Source organism: Afipia carboxidovorans OM5 (genome assembly GCF_000218565.1).
Taxonomy (GTDB): Bacteria; Pseudomonadota; Alphaproteobacteria; order Rhizobiales; family Xanthobacteraceae; genus Afipia; species Afipia carboxidovorans.
Map to the genome: position 1 here is coordinate 2045970 of NC_015684.1, position 19490 is coordinate 2065459.

General features: G+C 62.1%; 17 protein-coding genes. 13 read left to right on the forward strand and 4 right to left on the reverse strand.

All coding sequences use genetic code 11. The features are described 5' to 3' along the window. Positions 1-118 precede the first annotated feature (118 nt). Entirely contained in the window at positions 119-646 is a 528-nt protein-coding gene (locus OCA5_RS09565; RefSeq protein ID WP_012563272.1) for a DUF2478 domain-containing protein, read from the reverse strand. 237 nt (positions 647-883) lie between these two features. Here OCA5_RS09565 and OCA5_RS09570 point away from each other — a divergent pair, with 237 nt between their 5' ends. The 7 genes from OCA5_RS09570 to OCA5_RS09600 all read left to right on the forward strand — a co-directional run bounded on the left by OCA5_RS09570 (position 884) and on the right by OCA5_RS09600 (position 8061). Further along, positions 884-1696 (forward strand): septal ring lytic transglycosylase RlpA family protein, encoded by an 813-nt coding sequence (locus tag OCA5_RS09570; RefSeq protein WP_012563271.1) that lies wholly within the window; start codon positions 884-886, stop codon positions 1694-1696. Positions 1697-1851: 155 nt separating this feature from the next. After that, entirely contained in the window at positions 1852-3078 is a 1227-nt protein-coding gene (locus OCA5_RS09575) for a D-alanyl-D-alanine carboxypeptidase family protein (RefSeq protein WP_013913110.1), read from the forward strand. A gap of 19 nt (positions 3079-3097) precedes the next feature. After that, positions 3098-3784 (forward strand): dTMP kinase, encoded by a 687-nt coding sequence (gene tmk / locus OCA5_RS09580; protein WP_012563269.1) that lies wholly within the window; start codon positions 3098-3100, stop codon positions 3782-3784. Then, positions 3781-4824 carry a DNA polymerase III subunit delta' gene (locus tag OCA5_RS09585; RefSeq protein WP_012563268.1) on the forward strand — a complete coding sequence of 348 codons (1044 nt, stop codon included), beginning with the start codon at positions 3781-3783 and terminating at the stop codon, positions 4822-4824. Before tmk ends, OCA5_RS09585 begins: the two co-directional genes overlap by 4 nt. 59 nt (positions 4825-4883) lie before the next feature. Then, entirely contained in the window at positions 4884-6455 is a 1572-nt protein-coding gene (gene metG, locus OCA5_RS09590; protein ID WP_012563267.1) for a methionine--tRNA ligase, read from the forward strand. Continuing rightward, entirely contained in the window at positions 6455-7249 is a 795-nt protein-coding gene (locus OCA5_RS09595) for a TatD family hydrolase (RefSeq protein WP_012563266.1), read from the forward strand. Before metG ends, OCA5_RS09595 begins: the two co-directional genes overlap by 1 nt. Beyond that, on the forward strand, positions 7246-8061 hold the full coding sequence (locus OCA5_RS09600; RefSeq protein ID WP_012563265.1) for an MBL fold metallo-hydrolase: 816 nt from the start codon (positions 7246-7248) through the stop codon (positions 8059-8061). The genes OCA5_RS09595 and OCA5_RS09600 overlap by 4 nt, the downstream gene beginning before the upstream one ends. 272 nt (positions 8062-8333) lie before the next feature. On the opposite strand, the gene OCA5_RS09605 is transcribed toward OCA5_RS09600, so the two are convergent. From OCA5_RS09605 to OCA5_RS09615, 3 genes are all read right to left on the reverse strand, one after another. Beyond that, a complete protein-coding gene (locus tag OCA5_RS09605; protein WP_012563263.1) occupies positions 8334-9653 on the reverse strand; it encodes a UDP-glucose dehydrogenase family protein in 1320 nt (439 codons plus the stop codon). Positions 9654-9804: 151 nt separating this feature from the next. Then, positions 9805-11238 (reverse strand): mannose-1-phosphate guanylyltransferase/mannose-6-phosphate isomerase, encoded by a 1434-nt coding sequence (locus OCA5_RS09610; protein ID WP_012563262.1) that lies wholly within the window; start codon positions 11236-11238, stop codon positions 9805-9807. A 41-nt stretch (positions 11239-11279) separates the two neighbouring features. After that, a complete protein-coding gene (locus tag OCA5_RS09615) occupies positions 11280-12038 on the reverse strand; it encodes an exopolysaccharide biosynthesis polyprenyl glycosylphosphotransferase (protein ID WP_012563261.1) in 759 nt (252 codons plus the stop codon). A 398-nt stretch (positions 12039-12436) separates the two neighbouring features. Here OCA5_RS09615 and OCA5_RS09620 point away from each other — a divergent pair, with 398 nt between their 5' ends. From OCA5_RS09620 to OCA5_RS09645, 6 genes are all read left to right on the forward strand, one after another. Continuing rightward, positions 12437-12661 carry a hypothetical protein gene (locus OCA5_RS09620; protein ID WP_012563260.1) on the forward strand — a complete coding sequence of 75 codons (225 nt, stop codon included), beginning with the start codon at positions 12437-12439 and terminating at the stop codon, positions 12659-12661. Positions 12662-12715: 54 nt separating this feature from the next. Then, positions 12716-13453: a metallophosphoesterase family protein gene (locus tag OCA5_RS09625; protein ID WP_012563259.1), complete on the forward strand. Its 738-nt coding sequence runs from the start codon at positions 12716-12718 to the stop codon at positions 13451-13453. 83 nt (positions 13454-13536) lie between these two features. Beyond that, on the forward strand, positions 13537-14109 hold the full coding sequence (locus OCA5_RS09630; protein ID WP_012563258.1) for a polysaccharide biosynthesis/export family protein: 573 nt from the start codon (positions 13537-13539) through the stop codon (positions 14107-14109). 266 nt (positions 14110-14375) lie between these two features. After that, complete coding sequence (locus tag OCA5_RS09635; protein ID WP_012563257.1) at positions 14376-15788, forward strand: outer membrane beta-barrel protein; 1413 nt, start codon at positions 14376-14378, stop codon at positions 15786-15788. A 34-nt stretch (positions 15789-15822) separates the two neighbouring features. After that, positions 15823-18090, forward strand: a complete 2268-nt coding sequence (locus tag OCA5_RS09640; RefSeq protein ID WP_012563256.1) for a GumC family protein — start codon at positions 15823-15825, stop codon at positions 18088-18090. 14 nt (positions 18091-18104) lie between these two features. Beyond that, positions 18105-19490, forward strand: a complete 1386-nt coding sequence (locus tag OCA5_RS09645; protein WP_012563255.1) for a VpsF family polysaccharide biosynthesis protein — start codon at positions 18105-18107, stop codon at positions 19488-19490.

The window sequence follows — 19490 nt, forward strand, 5'->3', positions numbered from 1 at the left end:
GCCGCAGGGCTGCGTCAACGCGAGGTCGAAGGAGGGCGGGGCAGGATCGATCTCAGGTTCGGAACCTTTATGTCCTCAAACCCGTGCCGGGAATTCTCAGGCCCGATACGTCCGCCGCTTAAGCCGTGATGGTGTCGTCGGTCTTCAGCCCTTCCCACCAGGACTGGATCGCCGCGCGGGTATCCGGGATCATCGTGGTGCCGCCGGTGAATGCCGCCCAGGCGTCGCGGTGCTTCTCGGAGACGGTGGTCAGGATCGGCTTTCCGGCCAATGCGGCCACCTCGAAGGCGGGACGCAGGCCGCCGCCTGCTTCTTCCAGCTTGCCGAACTTGCTCAGCACGACGACGTCGCAGTCCTCGATCTGGCCGAGCAGGGCCTTGCACGCGGCCTCGACGCCGTCGGCAGCGAGGTGGCACGACGTATTGGCAGGCGGTGTGGCGAGGTACATCGCGAACCGCTCGTCGGTCGTGATGTCGCGCAGGAAGCCCGCGGCGCAACTGCGATTCGGCAGCGCATGCGCTTCGCCGAGCAGGCCGACCGCCTTGATGCCGGCCGCGCGCCACTCGTTGATCTGGGCTTCGAACAGCGACTGGATCGCCTGGCTGTCGGGGCCGATCACGGTCGCAATGGTGTCTGAGAGGGACATGGTCATCACTCGCAAAGTCTAGGATTGCAGCATGCGCCCGCGCTTGAGCCATCTCAAGGGCCGCGCTCAAATCGCAGGCATTCTGTGAACGCCGGACGGAAGCCAAGATAGGCGTGGCAACCTTCGGTTTACCAAGTGCGGCTACCCCCATTTCAGATGTTGCTGCCATAGTTTATGCTGCATTGCAGCCGATGGTGCCGGGCGGGCGCCAAGAGAGACTGACGGACGCTGATGGGGATGATCGACCGACAAGCGGCACGCCGCGTTTGCCAGCTCATGCTGGGTGCCGGCGTGTGCCTGCTGCTCGCCAATTGCGCGCCCGGTAAATTCGCCAACCGATTCGACCCGAAATACGGCGTGTCGTCGAGCCCGCGGGTGGTCGATTTCGACCAGCCGGTCCCGAAGGGCGGCGGCACTTACCGCGTCGGCAAGCCCTACAAGGTCGCCGGCCGCACCTATGTGCCGGAAGAGAATCTCAATTACCGCGCCGATGGCCTCGCGTCCTGGTACGGCGACGATTTCCATGGTCGTCTCACCGCAAATGGCGAAGTGTTCGACATGACCTCGCTCACGGCGGCGCATCCGACGCTGCCGATGCCGAGCTATGTCCGCGTCACCAACACCGCGAACGGCAAATCACTGATCGTGCGCGTCAACGATCGCGGCCCGTATCACGGCAACCGGATCATCGACGTTTCGCACCGCGCGGCGACACTGCTCGACTTCCGGGGCCATGGCGTGGCCCGCGTGCGGGTCGAGTATGTCGGCCGGGCGCCGCTCGAGGGATCGGACGACGCGCTTCTTGTCGCCACGCTGCGCACCAACCAGCCGGCGCCTGCGCCCTCCAGCATCCGCATCGCATCGGCGGCACCGTTCGTGCCGCAAATGCCCACCTCGCACGGGGTGCGGGCGGACGTGCCGCTCCCGGCCGAGCGGCCCTACAGCCTCGGCAGCACCGACGTCGCTGCAACCTCGGGGCTCCGCGCCGGCTATCAGGCCGACAGCTATGCCGAGCAAGCCGATCCGGGAGCAGGACGCGGCCTTTACTGAGGTCGCGAAGGTTTGAGGCCGTAACCGGCCGAAGGGCCCGCTCCGCAGGGGAGTTCCCGCCGCGCTCCGTTGTTTGGCCCTGCCTCACCTGATACAAGCCGGGCATGGATCCGGACATGGCGCTGCGAACCGAAACCACGGGAATCACAGGACAAATGCCGCATGTCGCGGCGTGGCTCGGCCGCGTTTGCGCAGGGCTACTGGTGGCTGCCGGTCTCATTGTCGCGCCGGTTTACGCTGCCAATCACAGCGTTCAGGGCGCGGTGAAGAAGGAAGAGGGCGGCATCGACACCGATGCGCCGACCGCGATCCTCATCGAGGCCAAGACCGGCAGCGTCCTGTTCGAGAAGAATGCCGACGAGCTGCGTGCGCCATCGAGCATGATGAAGCTGATGACCGCGGAGGTCATCTTCCACGCGCTCGCCAAGGGCGAGATCAAGCTGACGGACGAATACCGGATCAGCGAGAACGCCTGGCGCCGCGGCGGTGCACCGTCCGGCGGCTCGACCATGTTCGCGGCGATCCACAGCATCGTCAGCGTCGACGATCTGCTGCATGGCCTTGCGATCCAGAGCGGCAACGATTCCTGCATCGCGCTTGCGGAAGGCTATGCCGGTAGCGAAAGCGCGTTCGTCGCGAAGATGCAGGCGCGCGCCCGCGAGATCGGCCTTGCGCGCTCGACCTTCGGCAACACCAACGGCCTGCCGGACCCGGATAACAAGATGTCGGTGCGCGAACTCGGCCATCTCGCGCGGCATCTGATCCTGACCTATCCGGATCTTTACAAGCTGTTCGGCGAGCGCGAATTCACCTGGAACAAGATCCGCCAGCAGAACCGCAATCCGCTGCTGGCCTCGCTCGATGGCGCCGACGGCCTCAAGACCGGCTACACCAAGGAGGGCGGCTTCGGCATGGTCGGCTCGGCGGTGCAGAACGGCACGCGCCTCGTTGTGGTCGTTAACGGGCTTAGCGACGCGGCAGATCGTGCGGCCGCCGCCAAGCGGCTGCTGGAGTGGGGCTTCAAGAATTTCGAGACCCGCACGCTGTTCGAGGCGAACCAGACCGTCGGCTACGGCAAGGTGTTCGGCGGCGACACCGGCCGTATCGCGCTGCATGCGAACGAGCCGGTCGGCGTGATGGTGCAGCGGAACGGCTCCGACAAGATCAATGCGCGGATCATCTACAAGGGCCCCGTACGTGCGCCGGTGCAGAGCGGCGACCGGATCGGCGCGATCAAGGTCTGGCGCAACGGCAACCTCGCGCTGGAAGTGCCGCTCTATGCCAGCGAGTCCGTCGGCACCGGCTCGCTCACGCAACGCGCGTTCGACGGCGCGAGCGAACTTGCGATCGGCCTGCTGCGTTCAGGCATCGAGAAGCTCTAGCCATGGTGAAGCTGTAGTCATGGCAAAGCGTGCGACCAGAGCCCGCCCCGGCAGAGGCCGCTTTATCACGTTCGAGGGCGGCGAGGGCTCGGGCAAATCCACCCAGATCCAGTTGCTGGCCGAGCGCCTCAAGGGGCAGGGCATCGAAACGCTGGTGACGCGCGAGCCGGGTGGCTCACCCGGTGCGGAAATCGTCCGCCATCTTCTGCTGTCGGGCGTCGGCAAGCTGCTTGGCGCCGATGCCGAAACGCTGCTGTTTGCTGCCGCGCGTGACGACCATGTGCATCAGGTGATCGAGCCTGCATTGAAAAAGGGCGTGTGGGTGCTGTGCGACCGTTTCACCGACTCGACGGCGGCCTATCAGGGCGCGGCCGGGAAGGTGGATGCGGCGTTTATCGAGGCGCTCACGCACGCGACCATCGGCGATCTCGAACCCGACCTGACGCTCATTCTGGACGTGCCGGTTGCGGTCGGCCTGCATCGTGCGATCAAGCGGCGCGGCAAGGCGGTTGCCGACAGGTTCGAGCAGGAAAGTTTGTCCTTCCACGAGAGCTTGCGCGATGCTTATCGCAAGATTGCGGCCGACAATCCCAAACGCTGCGCCGTCGTCGATGCCAATGCGGATGCCGCAACGGTTTCCGAGCGCATCTGGGAGACGATGCAGCACCGCCTCGCATCCGCTCTGCCTGCGAGGGCGCGCGCATGAGCCCGCGAAACCAATCGGCCGAAACGATCGCCGCACCGCATCCGCGCGAGACGATATCTCTTTATGGTCATGCGGCAGCAGAGGCTGCGCTGCTCACCGCCTACAAGAGCGGGCACATTCCGCATGCCTGGCTGATCGGCGGCGTGCAGGGCATCGGCAAGGCGACGCTGGCCTATCGCATGGCGCGCTTCGTCCTCGCCAATCCCGATCCCGCGTCCGCCAAAGTGCAGGAGGCCGTCTCGCTGCAGGTCGATGCCCCGTATCCCGTGGCGCGGCAGATCGCGGCCGGAAGCCATGGCGGCATGCTGACGCTCGAGCGCAGCGCCAACGACAAGGGCGTGATGCGCAGCGTCATCACGGTTGACGAGTCACGCGAGACGATTTCGTTTTTCGGCTCGACGGCGGCGGCGGAAGGCTGGCGCGTCTGCATCGTCGACACCGTCGATGAGCTCAATGCCAACGCCTCCAACGCGCTCCTGAAAATCCTCGAAGAGCCGCCCGCGCGCTCGCTGTTTCTCCTTGTCAGCAACATGCCTTCGCGCGTGCTCGCCACGATCCAATCGCGTTGCCGCAAACTGATGCTGCGCTCGCTCGCGACGGAAGAGGTGATCGCCGCCGCCGCGGAAGCGCTGCAGATCGATCCATCCGATCAGGCGTTGCGCGAAGCGGCGGAGACGGCGGAGGGCAGTGTTGCCCACACGCTGACGCTGATGGGCGGCGAGGCGCTCGGGCTGCAGCAGCGCACAACCGCTCTCCTCGACATCCTGCCGCAACTCGACCATCGCGCTTTGCATGCACTCGGCGATGCGCTGCCGCTCAACGATCGTGCGGCGCTACGCACTGTGATCGAGACGATCGAACGCTGGCTGTCGGCGCGGTTGCGGGACGATGAATTGCAGTCGGATTTGCCGCGCCTTGCGCGCTTTGCCGAGGTATGGGAAAAGATGGGCAAGGCCGCCCGCGATACGGAATCATTCAATTTGGAGCGAAAACCGCTGGTGTTTTCGGTATTTGGGTGGCTCGCCGAAGCCGCCGCCTGACCTGCGGCGGTGCCGCGCCGGACCATCCCGATCAAGACCAATGAAAGGCCTTCGCACGCATGGCGAAAGCAGAGTCTCCCGCCCGTTCTCGCTATTACATCACGACTGCGATTGCCTATCCGAACGGCGCTCCGCACATCGGCCACGCTTATGAAGCGATTGCGACCGATGCGCTCGCGCGCTTTCAGCGTCTCGATGGCATGGATGTGTTCTTTCTGACCGGTACCGACGAGCACGGCCTGAAGATGATTCAGACCGCGCAGAAAGAGGGCATGACACCGGCCGAACTCGCGACGCGCAACGCGGCGCGGTTCAAAGACATGGACCGGCGGCTCAACATCTCGTTCGACCGTTTCATCCGCACCTCGGAAGTCGCGCATCACGACTCGACGCAGGAAATCTGGCGTCGCATGGCCGCCAATGGCGACATCTATCTGTCGAGCTATGCCGGCTGGTATTCGGTTCGTGATGAGGCCTATTACGCCGAGGACGAAACCGTCGTTGGTGACGACAAGGTGCGCCGCGGCCCGCAAGGCACGCCCGTCGAGTGGGTGGAAGAGAAGAGCTACTTCTTCAAGCTCTCCGCCTATCAGGACAAGCTGCTCGCGCTCTACGAACAGCATCCGGAATTCATTGGTCCCGACGTGCGCCGCAACGAGGTGGTGTCGTTCGTCAAGGGCGGCCTCAAGGATCTGTCGATCTCGCGCACGACCTTCGACTGGGGCGTGAAGGTGCCGGACGATCCAGAGCACGTCATGTATGTGTGGGTCGACGCGCTGACGAACTACATCACCGGCATCAACTTCCCCGACGAGGCGGATGCCAACTGGAAATACTGGCCGGCCGACGTGCATGTTATCGGCAAGGACATCATCCGCTTTCACGCGGTGTATTGGCCGGCGTTCCTGATGTCGGCCGGCATCGCCGTACCGAAGCGCGTCTATGCGCATGGCTTCCTGTTCAACCGCGGCGAGAAGATGTCGAAGTCGGTCGGCAACGTCGTCGATCCGTTCGAGCTTGCGAACCAGTACGGCGTCGATCAGCTCCGCTATTTCCTGCTGCGTGAAGTGCCGTTCGGGCAGGACGGCAACTACAATCACGAGGCGATCGTGGCGCGCACCAATGCCGACCTCGCCAACGATCTCGGCAATCTTGCGCAACGCTCATTGTCGATGATCGGCAAGCAGCACGGCGGCATCGTGCCGGAGCCGGGCGCTTTCAGCGACGCCGACAAGGCGATCCTTGCGCAGGCCGATGCCATGCTGGCGCAGACCCGCGAGGCAATGGCGACGCAGCAGATTCATGTCGCACTCAACGAGATCTGGACGGTGGTCGCCGAGGCCAATCGCTATTTCGCGGGCGAAGCGCCCTGGTCGCTCGCCAAGACCGATCCTGCGCGCCAGAAGACGGTGCTTTACGTCACCGCCGAAGTCGTGCGCCAGATCGCCATCCTGGCACAGCCCGCAATGCCGGGCGCGATGACGAAGATGCTCGACAGCCTCGCCATCGCGCCGGAGGCCCGCTATTTCGCCTCGCTTGCGACCCGCATCAAGCCGGGCACGCAACTTCCGCCGCCCGCGCCGGTTTTCCCACGTTACGTTGAACCGACCGAACCTGCCGGCAAAGCCTGATGCTCGTCGATAGTCACTGCCATCTCGATTTTCCGGATTACGGCGATGAGCTCGACGCCGTCGTCGCGCGTGCCGAGGCGGCTGACGTCAAGCGCATCGTCACGATCTCGACGCGGGTGAAGCGCGTCGATGGACTGCGCGCGATCGCCGAGCGCTATCCGAGCGTCTATTTCTCGGTCGGCACGCATCCGCATCAGGCCGACGAGGAAGACGGCATTCCGGTCGAGGAATTGATCGAACTGTCGTGCCATCCCAAAGCCGTGGCGTTCGGCGAGGCGGGGCTCGATTATTTCTACAAGAACTCCTCGCCGGAGGCGCAGGCGCGCGGCTTCCGCACTCACATCGCGGCGGCGCGTGAAACCGGCCTGCCGCTGGTGATCCACACCCGCGAGGCGGATGAGGATTGCGGCCGCATCCTCGACGAGGAAATGGAGAAGGGCGCCTTCCGCGCGGTTCTGCATTGCTACACCGGCGGACTGGCGCTGGCGAAGAAAGCCGTCGCTCACGGGCTCTATGTGTCGTTCACCGGCATTCTGACCTTCAGGAACTCGCAGAACGTGCGCGATGTCGCGGCCGAAATTCCGCTCGACCGCATCATGGTGGAGACCGACGCGCCCTTCCTTGCTCCCGGCAAATATCGCGGCAAGCGCAACGAGCCGTCTTTCGTCACTGAAACGGCGAAGGCGCTGGCCGAGTTGCGCGGCGTGTCGTTCGACGAGATTTCCCGCCAGACCACGGAAAACTTCTTCCGGTTCTTCAACAAAGTCCCACACCCGGATACGACTGCCGCATGAGCCTCGTCTTCACCATTCTCGGCAGCGGATCGTCCGCCGGTGTGCCGCGTCCAGCGCTTGGCTGGGGCGCCTGCGATCCCACGAACCCGAAGAACCGCCGCCGCCGCTGCTCGGCCATGGTCGAGCGAACGAGCGATACCGGCATCACGCGCGTGGTGATCGACACCTCGCCGGACCTGCGCGAGCAGCTCATCGACGCCAATGTCGGGCACATCGATGCGGTGTTCCTGACCCACGAGCACGCCGACCAGACCCATGGCATGGACGATTTGCGCTCCGTGGTGATGCACCAGCGCAGCCGCATTCCGACCTACATGAATCAGTGCACGGCCAACGACGTCGACCAACGGTTCTCCTATTGCTTCCGCTCGCCGCTCGGCAGTGACTATCCGCCGATCCTCGAGCGTCGCTCGGTCGAGGCCGGTGAAAGCCATACGATCGACGGGAAGGGCGGCCCGATCACGCTGACGGCCTTCTGGGTCGACCACGGCAAAATCCCGGCGCTCGGCTATCGGATCGGCAACGCCGCCTACACGCCCGACCTCAACGGCATTCCGCCCGAGAGCTTTGCCGCGCTCGAGAACCTCGATCTGTGGGTCGTCGACGGCCTGCGCTACAAGCCGCATTCGAGCCATTTCTGCGTCGACGACGCGCTTGCGTCGATCGCGCGTTTCAAGCCGCGCCGTGCCGTGATCACCAACATGCACGCCGATATCGACTACGAGGATCTGCGCCACAGACTGCCGGCGGGCGTGGTGCCGGGCTATGACGGAATGCGGCTCGATATCACGCCGGGTTCGGACCAAGCCTGAGCCAACCGGCGCAAGACTTTGGAATTCCGTCAAATCTCCCAATACAAATATATTCCATAATATACCTTATGCGAATCAAGGATGGCTATGCGGGCCATGGTCCTGATAGCCGCTGAACCGCTTCCCTCGACCGCCATTCACGGTCTTATGCCCGGCATCCACGCCTCACGAATCTCACTCACCAAAGCAAAGACGTGGATGGCCGGACGAAGAGCCCGGCCAAAGAGCCATGCCATGACAACCGATGATGATCCGTCGTCAACCGACCTGTACTAATACGCCGCCGGTTGCGGCCGGCCGACGCCGCAATACAGAAGCCCGCTCCGGGTCACGTCCTCCGGCGAATAGATGTTGCGCAGGTCGACCACGACCGGCGTCGCCATCGTCGCCGACAGCGCCTTGAGATCGAGCGCCCGGAACTGCTCCCATTCCGTCACGATGACGAGCGCGTGGCACGCCTTGGCGCATTCATACGGGCTGTCGCAGAACGTGACGTTCTCGAACACGCGCCTGGCCTGCTCCATGCCGACCGGATCGTAGACCCGGATCTCCGCGCCCATGTCCTGCAGCGCCGTGATCAGCGGAATCGACGGCGCGTCGCGCATGTCGTCGGTGTTGGGCTTGAACGTCACGCCGAGCACCGCCACGGCCTTGCCGCGCAGATTGCCGCCGAACGCATTGGCGACCTTGCGGGCCATCGCACGCTTGCGCTGATCGTTGACGGCCACGACCGTCTCGACGATGCGCACCGGCGATTCATTGTCCTGCGCCGTCTTGATGAGCGCCATCGTATCCTTGGGAAAGCACGAGCCGCCGAAGCCCGGACCGGCGTGCAGGAACTTCATGCCGATGCGGTTGTCGAGCCCTATTCCGCGCGCGACATCTTGAACATTCGCACCAACTTTCTCCGCCAGATCTGCGATTTCATTGATGAAAGTGACTTTGGTGGCGAGGAAGGAATTGGCCGCGTATTTGGTCAGCTCGGCGGTGCGACGGTCGGTATAGAGGATCGGCGAGGCATTGAGATGAAGCGGGCGGTAGACCTCGCTCATCACCCTGCGGGCACGCTCGTCGCTGGTGCCGATCACGATGCGGTCCGGATGCTTGAAATCACGAATGGCGGCCCCTTCCCGCAGGAATTCCGGGTTCGACACCACGGCGAATTCCGCATCCGGCCGCGCCTCGCGGATGATCGTCTCGACCTCGTCGCCGGTGCCGACCGGCACCGTGGATTTCGTCACGATCACGGTGAACTTTTTCAGCGACGCGGTGATGTCCTTTGCCGCCGCGTAGACGTAGCTCAGATCGGCGTGGCCGTCGCCGCGGCGCGACGGCGTGCCGACCGCGATGAAGATCACGTCCGCATCTCTCGCGGCCTGCCCGATATCGCCGACAAAGCTCAGGCGGCCCTGCTTCCGGTTCTGCGCCACGAGTTCGTCGAGGCCCGGCTCGAAGATGGGAATCTCGCCGTTGTTGAGGGCCTCGACCTTGGCCGTGTCGGTGTCGACACACACGACCTGATGGCCGAAATCGGAGAAGCACGCGCCGGACACCAGGCCGACATAGCCAGCCCCGATCATTGCGATACGCATTGAGAGTGATCCTGATGAGATTGCTGGCACATGCGCGTGACAGCTTCAGTGATGGTTGAAATTTGCGGGCGGAGAGGGTCGCCGCTGGGAGGGAAAAAGGTTAGCGGTGGCCCTTGCTCCATCGCCGGGCCACCTGCTCGCTGTGTGCGCCTCAGACGCGGGCGTAGATGTCCTGCACGCGCACGATGTCGTCTTCGCCAAGGTAGGCGCCGGACTGCACCTCGATGAGGTTGAGCGGCACCCTGCCCGGATTTTCGAGCCGGTGCATGCAGCCGAGCGGCACGAAGATCGACTCGTTTTCCCGCAGCAGGATTTCCTCGTCGTCGCGCGTCACGATGGCCGTGCCGTTGACGACGACCCAATGCTCGGCGCGATGGTAGTGCTTCTGCAGCGAAAGTTTCGCGCCGGGATTGACGGTGATGCGCTTGACCTGAAAGCGCTCACCGGCATGGATCGACTGATAGTAGCCCCAGGGGCGATGCACATTCGGCGTCTGGGTCGCCGACTGGTGCCCGTTGGCCTTGAGGCGCCGCACCAGCTTGCCGACGTCCTGATCGCGCCCGCGGGTGGTGACGAGGACGACATCCGGCGTGGCGGTGATGACGAGGTTCTCCACGCCGAGGGCGGCGACGAGCGGACCTTCGCCGCGCAGATAGCAGCCCTTGGAATCTTCCGAGATGACGTCGCCGATCTCGACATTCTCGGCCGGGTTCTTGGCGGCGACGCTCCAGAGCGCCGACCAGCTTCCGATGTCGTTCCACTCAAAATCCGCGACAACGACGGCGCCCTGCTCCGTATGCTCCATCACCGCATAGTCGATCGAGATCGACGGCGAACAGCCGAACGCCGCCTCGTCGAGGCGCAGGAAATCGAGATCGGTGGTTGCGTCCGCAATCGCGTCGCGTGCAGCAGCCAGAACTTCCGGCGCATGCCCCTGCAATTCCTTGATGAACTGCCTGGCCGGCAGCAGGAAGATGCCGCTGTTCCAGACATAATCGCCGCTGGTGAGATATTGCTCGGCGGTTACCGCATCAGGCTTCTCGACGAAGCCCGCAACCGCGTGCACGGCAGAATCCTTCGAGAGTTCCTTGCCGGTGCGGATGTAGCCGAATCCCGTTGCCGGATGGGTCGGGCGCACGCCGAACAACACGAGCTTGCCGTCCTGTGCCGCCTGCCATCCCGCCTCGACGGCTTCAAGGAATGCGGCGCGGTTGCCGATCCAGTGATCCACCGGCGTTGCCAGAATGATCGCGTCCGGGTCGCGTTCCATCGCCACCAGTGCGGCGACGGCCACGGCCGGCGCCGTGTTGCGCCCGATCGGCTCGAGAATGATCCGGGCATCGTCGATACCCGCTTCGCGCAACTGCTCGCCGATGGCGAAGCGATGCTCGGCGTTGGCAACCACCATCGGGCTCGTGAACATCGCATTGTCGGAGGTCCGCAGAGCCGTCTGTTGCAGCAGCGTCTTCTCGCCCAGCAGTGACAGAAGCTGCTTGGGATACGCCTCGCGGGAGAGCGGCCACAGCCGCGAGCCGGTGCCTCCCGACAGAAGCACAGGCACAATAGGTTTGTTCGTCGGAATCATGTCCGCTCCCCTCTTGCTGCAACGTGAGTGTGAAGGTTCGATCAGTAGCCGCTGCCGGAGATGAACTCGCGGCGTATCGTGCGCAGGATGATGATGACATCCATCCGCAACGACCAGTTCTCGATATATTCGAGGTCGTAATCGATCCGCGAAATCGCACTGCCTGCTTCCGCGGTGCTGCCGCGGCAGCCGCTCACCTGCGCAAGGCCGGTGATGCCGGGGCGCGCGATGTGACGCTGGAAGTAATAGGGCACCAGATCCTCGTAGAGGACGTTGGCAGCCAGCATGCCCGGCACATGCGGCCGCGGGCCGACCAGCGACATGTCGCCTTTGATGACGTTGATGAGCTGCGGAATTTCATCCAGGCTGGTCTTGCGCAGGATGCGTCCGACCCGCGTGACGCGCGGATCGCCCTGCACCGTCTGCCTGATACCGCTGCGATCGCCGGTGTCGGTGCGCATCGAGCGGAACTTGTAAATCTTGAAGCGGCGGTTGCGGTAGCCATAGCGATACTGATGAAACAGAATCGGCCCCGGCGAACTCGCCTTGATCGCAATCGAGATCGCGATCAGCATCGGCGCGAAGAACAACAGCGCAAGGCTCGCGGCGGTGATGTCGAACGCGCGCTTTGAGAAGGCCGCGGCGGGTTCCCGCCGTGACAACCGCACCGAATGTTTCTTCCTGTACGCGCCATGGCCGACATATTCGACCGGGCGCGCCGAGATAAAGCGTCTGTTTTTCCACAGAGACGCGACGTTGCTGTCCTGATTCTCGTAACGTGCCGTAGCAGTCGAAACCATTGCGTGGTCTCTCCGTGTCTCTCACGATATGTTCGCACCTGCGAAGCGCGACAGTGCAGGCAGCGCGAAGCATCAACTTGGATTCAAAGTTTTCGTAACTTCGTGAGTAAATTACGGCGAGCGGCACGCTCAACCGTGACATGGTTGCGACGCGACATGGGCAACATCGTGCACTGCGAAAATTCCGGTTTGAGGAGAGCGCGTTACGCTGAGTGCGAAATTGTTCCGTTGCGAGATTGCAGACACCGTCATGCAAATTGCGAAACGCTGAAAGCATTCCAAAAAGAAACGCCGTTTTCTCTACAGCGATCGGGACAAATGAAAGCTCGACGTCGAAATATCTCGTTCACGGAACGCTAATGAGCAACAATTATCGTCGAATCTGAGCAGTCAAGCCCTTGAAAGCGACGTCGAAAGCGATGACAGGACTTTCAAAAGAGAAAGAAGCGGACGAGCCGATGCCCTTCTCATCGGCAGCAAGAGAGCCTGCGATGCTTTCTCGTAATCAAGGCGAGTCGTTTTTGAACGAAGGGCGTGACCGAAGACTGCGCAATCAATTGATCCTGGCCAACATCGTCGCCTGGATTGTGATTGCCCTTGCAGTCCGCTACTTCTTTTTTTAAGCGTTTGATCCGGCAGGCGATCTGCCTGTCGCTGGTTCGAATCGGAACACACCCTTGATCCGTCAGAACGAACTGGTCGAGCCAAGATTTTCAGACCCTGCCCTTCCTCCCGAGACCCGGATCTATGCCGTCGGCGACATTCATGGCCGAGCTGATCTTCTGAGCGATGTGATTCTGCGGATCGAGGATGATCGCGCCCGCCGACCCATTACGCATGCGATTGAAGTCTATATCGGCGATTACATTGACCGCGGCCCGGAATCAAAAGCCGTGATCGAGACGCTGGCATGGCGAATTGCACAACGACGCGCCATTTGCCTGCGCGGCAACCACGAAGCGCTGCTGGAAGTCTTTCTCGCTGATCCGGCCGGGCTGCATCCGTGGATGCATGTCGGAGCTTTCACGACACTTCAGTCCTATGGCTTGTCCCAATCCGAACTAAGCACCTCCGAGTTCCACATCCATCGCCGGCTGCGCGATGTGTTTCCGGAAGCGCATCGCCTGTTTCTCCGCTGCCTGCAAAACAGTTTCTCATGCGGTGACTTTCTTTTTGTGCACGCAGGGTTGCGGCCCGGAATTCCGCTGGAGCAGCAATCCGTGCATGACCTCCTGTGGATCCGCGACGAATTTCTGGATTTCAAACAAAGCCATGGCCCGCTTGTCGTGCACGGGCACACGCCGGTTCCTCATCCTGAATTGCTGACGAACAGAATCAATATCGACACCGGCGCGTGGATGTCCGGCGTGCTCACCTGCGTTGCGATCGAAGGCACAAAGGTCACCGTGCTGTAGCGGGGAACTCTCCTCCACATGGTTTCGCCAAAATTCCTCCGATAACTGTGGCCGCTCGTTCCACGATGTTCCGGAGACAGATAATGAAGTTCCGCATTCTGGTGCCACGAACGACGTTGCTTGTTCTCGCGGCCTTTGCTCTTTCTCTCTTTGCGTTGAATCCGGTCGCGTATGCCGAGACATCGTACACGCCATCTGGTCCTTACCGCCTCGGCCCGAACGACAAGGTCCGCGTCAAGGTCTATGGCGAACCGGACATCACGGGCGAATACGAAGTCGACAGCAACGGCAAGGTGTCGATTCCATTGGCAGGCCGTGTGCAGGCCGCGGGCAAAACGACCGGGCAGCTTGAGGGCGCCATTCGTGCTGCTCTTGCAAAAGGCATCGTGCGCGACCCGCGCGTCAATGTCGACGTTGCAACTTACCGCCCCTACTACATTTTGGGCGAAGTGAAGAACAGCGGCGAATATCCCTACAAGGTCGGCCTGACCATTCTCGATGCAGTTGCCGCTGCAGGCGGCTTCACCTATCGCGCCAACGAACGCAAAGTCTATTTGCGTCGTGCAGGTGTGGGTGTCGAAGAAGAATATTCGCTCAACGCGCCTGTTCTCGTTTATCCCGGCGATAACATCCGTATTCCCGAGCGATATTTCTGACTTATACAATGCGTGTTCTGATCACGCGCATTGCCACGCGAGTTTCGTCGTGTGGCCATACTCTCGTCCCTTTGCCGTAATCTTCTTCCGCACTGCGAAACTTATCTGACGTGGTGCGTTAGAAACCAGATTTGTCAACGAGAGGGTCATCTCATGACAAGCGGGACGTCTGACACAAGCACCTCAAACTATCTCGGCATGATTGTGTAACGCCGCTCAGTGTTTGAGCGGCAACGGATGTGCGTGTTTCCCGCAAGGGATGAGTAATGAAGCGTATCAAGGCGGGTCTGGTCTCGGATGCTTTTGGCGGCCGTGCATGGTTGGCGATCTCGGAAGATCGCGCTGTCTGCTTCGTTGCGACGGCGACGGCATTCTTCATGCTGTTCGTCTCGCAGGCCAACGCGCAGGCCATCCCGCTTAACAACGAGGATGTGGCGCCGCCGTGGAATGCCTTGCAGGTGTTCGCACCGACGCCCCTCCCCGATTTCCGCGATCCGGACAACAGTGATCCCGTTCCGCCGGAGGATATGCCGGTGAGAAACAGGCAGCAGCCGGGCTATGAGCCGGTCGGCATTCGTTATGGCTCCTGGATGTTCAACCCCTCGCTTCTCGGCGGCGGGTTCTTCGACAGCAACGTGTTCTCCTCGAGCACGACAAAGCATTCGGATATCGCAGCCGTCGTCGAGCCGAAGCTGCGCGCGCATACGTTGTGGGAACGGCATGGCATCGACCTGAAGCTCGATGCGCAGTCGATGATCTACAATCAGTTCTCGAGCCTCAATCAGGACAACATCAGCCTGAAGGGCAGCGGCTGGCTCGACGTCGCGCGCGATCTCAAGGTGCTGGGAAGCTTTCAGGTCGCGCATCTGAACGAAGGCGTCGGAACGCTGAGCTCGCCGGTCAACGCAATATCGCCCACACCGTATAACCTGTTCTCGGGCGACATCGCTGTTCGCAAGGAATTCAATCGCCTTGCAGCCTCGATCGGCATGGGCGTCAAGTCCTACGATTATCAATCGACGCAGGCGCAGGACGGCAGCATCATCAATCAGGACGGGCGCGACGGCCAGATCTACACCGTCCGTGGCCGGCTCGATTATGCGTTCTCGCCGTTCCTCGGCTGGTTCGCCTCTGTTGAGGGCAACCAGCGCGAGGTGCGCGGCACACCCGGCCATACGCTCGATTCCAGCGGCTATCGCGCCCTCTCCGGCGTCACCCTCGGGCGCGCGAATTTGCTGAGCGGCGAAATCGGCGGCGGCTATGTCAGCCAGCAGTTCGACGATCCCACCATCGGCACGATCTCCGGGCCGTCCTATCATGCGAGCCTGCTGTGGCGACCGACGCGCCTGCTCGACATTCGCGCAAGGGCCGAACAGCTCGTGACGGAAACTTCCGACACCAGTTCTAACGGCGTTCTCGCCAACGCCTTTCAGCTCGGTGCGGATTACGAGCTGCTGCGCAACGTCGTGATTTCGCTTGCCGGCGGCTATGAGACCGATCGCTTCTTCGGGCAGACGCGCAAGGACAACGTCACGTCGACCGATGCGCGCGTGAAATACATGCTCAATCGCTTCTCGTCGGTGTCGGTCTATCACCGCTATACCGATCGCAAGAGCGACATCCCGACATTCAGCTACGAGAAACATCTGGTAGGCGTCAATGTTACAGCGCAATTCTGAAGAGCTGGCGGTGCACAGGCCCGAGCAAATCGGCATGGCCATCGAGGATGCTGCCGGCCCGACCGTCGATCTTCGTGAGATCGGCCGCATTCTTCGCCGGCGCTGGTCGGCGATCTGTTATCTCGCGGCTGGAACCATCGGCCTTGCGCTCATCTATATTCTGCTGGCGACGACGCTCTACACCGCGACGTCGACGGTCGTGATCGATCCACGCCATGCCAACGTCACGGACAACACCCAGCAGGTGCTCTCGAGCTACGGCACCGACGACGCGACCATCGAAAGCCAGGTGCTTCTGATCCAGTCGGTTGCGACGCTCCAGCGCGTTATCGACAAGCTGAAGCTGACCGACGATCCCGAATTCTCGCCCACGCCGGGCTTGCTCGATCCGATCAAACGCCTTATCGGCAGCCTTTTCAGCGCCAGCAGCGATGAAGCAGCACCCGACAATGCGGCGCAGACGCGCTCGGTCGACATTCTTCGAAAACGTTTGAAGGTCGTGCGTCAGGGGACGACCTTTCTGGTCGACATCAATGTCAGCTCGAAATCCCCACGCAAGGCAGCGACGATCGCCAACGCTGTGGCGGATGCCTATCTCGACGAGCAGATTCGGACCAAGTTCGACGTCACACGCACCGCCGCGAAATGGCTGAACAGTCAGTTGGATTCGTTGAAAGCCCGCGTTGTCACCTCCGAGAGAGCGGTCGAGGATTTCCGTTCCGCGAACAACCTCTCCGTCTCGCAGGGCGTAACCCTCAACGATCAACAGATCACCGACCTGAACAACAAACTGATCGCCGCCCGGTCCGACGCGGCCGAGGCGCGGGCAAAGTTCGAACAGGTGCAGCAGCTCTCGAAATCCGGCGGCGACCCCGGCGGTATCAATGCCGCGATCTCATCCGACATCATCACCAAGCTGCGCACGCAATACGCCGACATCGCCAAGAGCGAGGCCGACCTCACCAGCAAATATGGCCCGCGCCATCCGCTGGTGGCGAGCGTGCACGCGCAGCTCAAGGATACGCAGAAGCTGATCGATCAGGAGATCAAGCGCATCCTGCAAAGCACGGCGCATGATTACGACGTGGCGAAATCGCGCGAGAAATCGCTGCAGGACAGTCTCGATCAGTTGCAGAACGTCTCGAGCGAATCCGGGCAGGCGCAGGTTCGGCTCCACGAGCTGCAGCGCGAGGCTGAAGCCAATCGCACACTTTATGAGTCGTATCTGGCGCGCGCGAAGGAAACCTCGTCTCAGGAAAGCCTGGAGATGCCGGATTCGCGCATCGTCACGAGGGCTTCGATTCCGCTGAAGCCCTCCTCGCCAAAGACGCTCCTGATTCTGGGCCTCGCCATCGTGCTCGGCGGCGGCGGTGGCCTGGTGCTGGCGCTGCTGCTCGATTATCTCGACAGCCGCATCAAGACGCTGGAACAGGCCGAAGCAATCTCCGGCGTGCCGGCGCTCGCCGCCATCCCCCGGATCGGTGCGCGCGAGCTTGCAAGCCGCGCCAAGCGAGGGCGCTTCGATCTCAAAGGCTATGATCCGAACATCATGCGGCTGCTGCCGCCTTCGCTGCAGCCGCCCCTAATGCGCTACGCCATCGAGGAGCCCGGCACCTTCTTCGCCGAGGCGGTTCGCGCCGCGCGGCTCTCCATCCAGCGTGTGCTGCGGACGCAATCCGCGAAGGTCGTGCTCGTCACTTCCGCGCTGGATAGCGAAGGCAAAACGACATTTGCCTCGAACCTTGCTTTGTCGTTCGCCTCGCTTGGCGTGAAAACGCTGCTGATCGATGGGGACCTGCGCAATCCGGGTCTGACGCGTGCCGTGAGCCCGCGCGCCAATGCCGGCCTGATGCAGGTCGCGACCGGTGAGATTCCGCTGGAGCGGGCGATCCTGTTCGATCGCAGTTCGGGGCTGTCGATTCTGCCGGCAACCGTTTGCGACAACGACAACACCATCACCGAACTGATGTTCTCCGAGGAGATCGTCACGGTCCTCGATCGGCTGCGCGTTCATTACGAACTGATCATCATCGACTCACCGCCCTTGATCCCGCTGGTCGATGGACGCGCCTTGGCCGAGCTTGCGGATCGGATCGTGCTGGCGCTGGCGTGGGACCAGACGCCAAAGGAAATTCTGCTGCACACGATGGAACTGCTTGAGCCGGTCTCGGATCGGATTCTCGGCACTGTTCTCACGCAGGTCGATCTGAGCCGCCTGCGCTTCTACGACTACTATCGAAGCTCGGCCTATCTGAAGCCCTACGTCGCTTCTGCTGCGGCGGCCAGCGGAGCGGCGCATTGAAGCTGCGAACGACAATGTTCCCGCAACAGGCGCCTGCGAGGGCCGTTGCCCTTCATCATCCGGCGCGCCTGCGCGCACACAGGCCTGTCAGCGATACATCGGCCACGGTTGCGGGATTGATCGACGCCGCAATCGTCGGGCTGATGCTGCTCGCTATCATTGCCTTGCTCGGCCTGTCCTCGTCGATGCTGACCAATCTGAAGGTGCACTACGTCACCAGCGGCGGCATTTTCCTTGAGAAGGTTCACGTTGCGAGCTACTGCGTCTTTCTCGCCTTCGCGCTGTGTCTGATCCGCCACGGCAATCCGATCAACGGCCTGCTGTCGAGCCTCGCAGGCGCACGGCTAACATTTGTTCTGTTCCTGTGCTGGATTGCACTGTTCTTTCAGATCGTCGTTCTCAAGCGGCCGTTCACGACCATCATCGATTCGTTTCTGCTGCCGCCGATGATCTGCCTGGTCGTCTGGCAGCTCACCGCCTCGCAACGTCGTGTGCTGGCCCTCGCGTTTCACGCCGGCATTCTGCTCAACGTCGTGCTCGGCTATTACGAGTATTTCTCCGGCAATCGGCTGATCCCGCTGACCGTGGGTGACATTGTTGTGTACGGCGAATGGCGCTCCGCCGCCCTGCTCGGCCATCCGCTGACCGCATCCGGCCTGATCGCGGCTTACGTGATGACGCTTGTCGTGCGCCCGGCGATTCTTCCCTCCGCCATCAGGCTGCCGGTGACTGCATTTTGCTTTGTGTCGCTGATGGCGTTCGGTGGCCGCACGGCGCTCATTACCACGCTGTTCGTGATCGGCGCTCTTCTCGGATGGAAGAGCCTTCGCCTCGCTTTCGGCGGCCGGATTTCGTTACTCGGCATCATCGTGGCGATGTGCATCGTCTCCCTGCTTGCGGGCGCGGTAGCTATCGCGTTCGACTCCGGCATTTTCGACAAGATGCTGATGCGGTTCTCGTCGGACAAAGGCAGCGCGCTGGCGCGGTTCGCGACGCTGCACCTGTTGTCCTATCTCGACTGGACGGAACTCATTCTTGGCGCCGACCCTAACCGGATCACCGCGCTGCAATCGCAACTCGGGCTGAACTACGGCATTGAGAATTTCTGGATCTCGTGCGTCACACAGTTCGGCCTCGTGCACACCGCCCTGCTGACGATCGGTCTTCTCTGCTTCTTCATCGATCTCACGCGCAGATCCGATCGCGGCGTGTGGGCAATCTATCTTCTGATGCTGATGATCGCGGCAAGCTCCGTCAGTTTCTCATCGAAGAACATTCAATTGGCTCAATTCGTCGTTCTCATCACGCTGCTGCTGCCGAAGGAACGACAGGCTGAGCGCCATCAAATTCAACGAAGCAGAGTGTCGCCACGATTTGCGGCGGCGTACGGCGTGCGATGA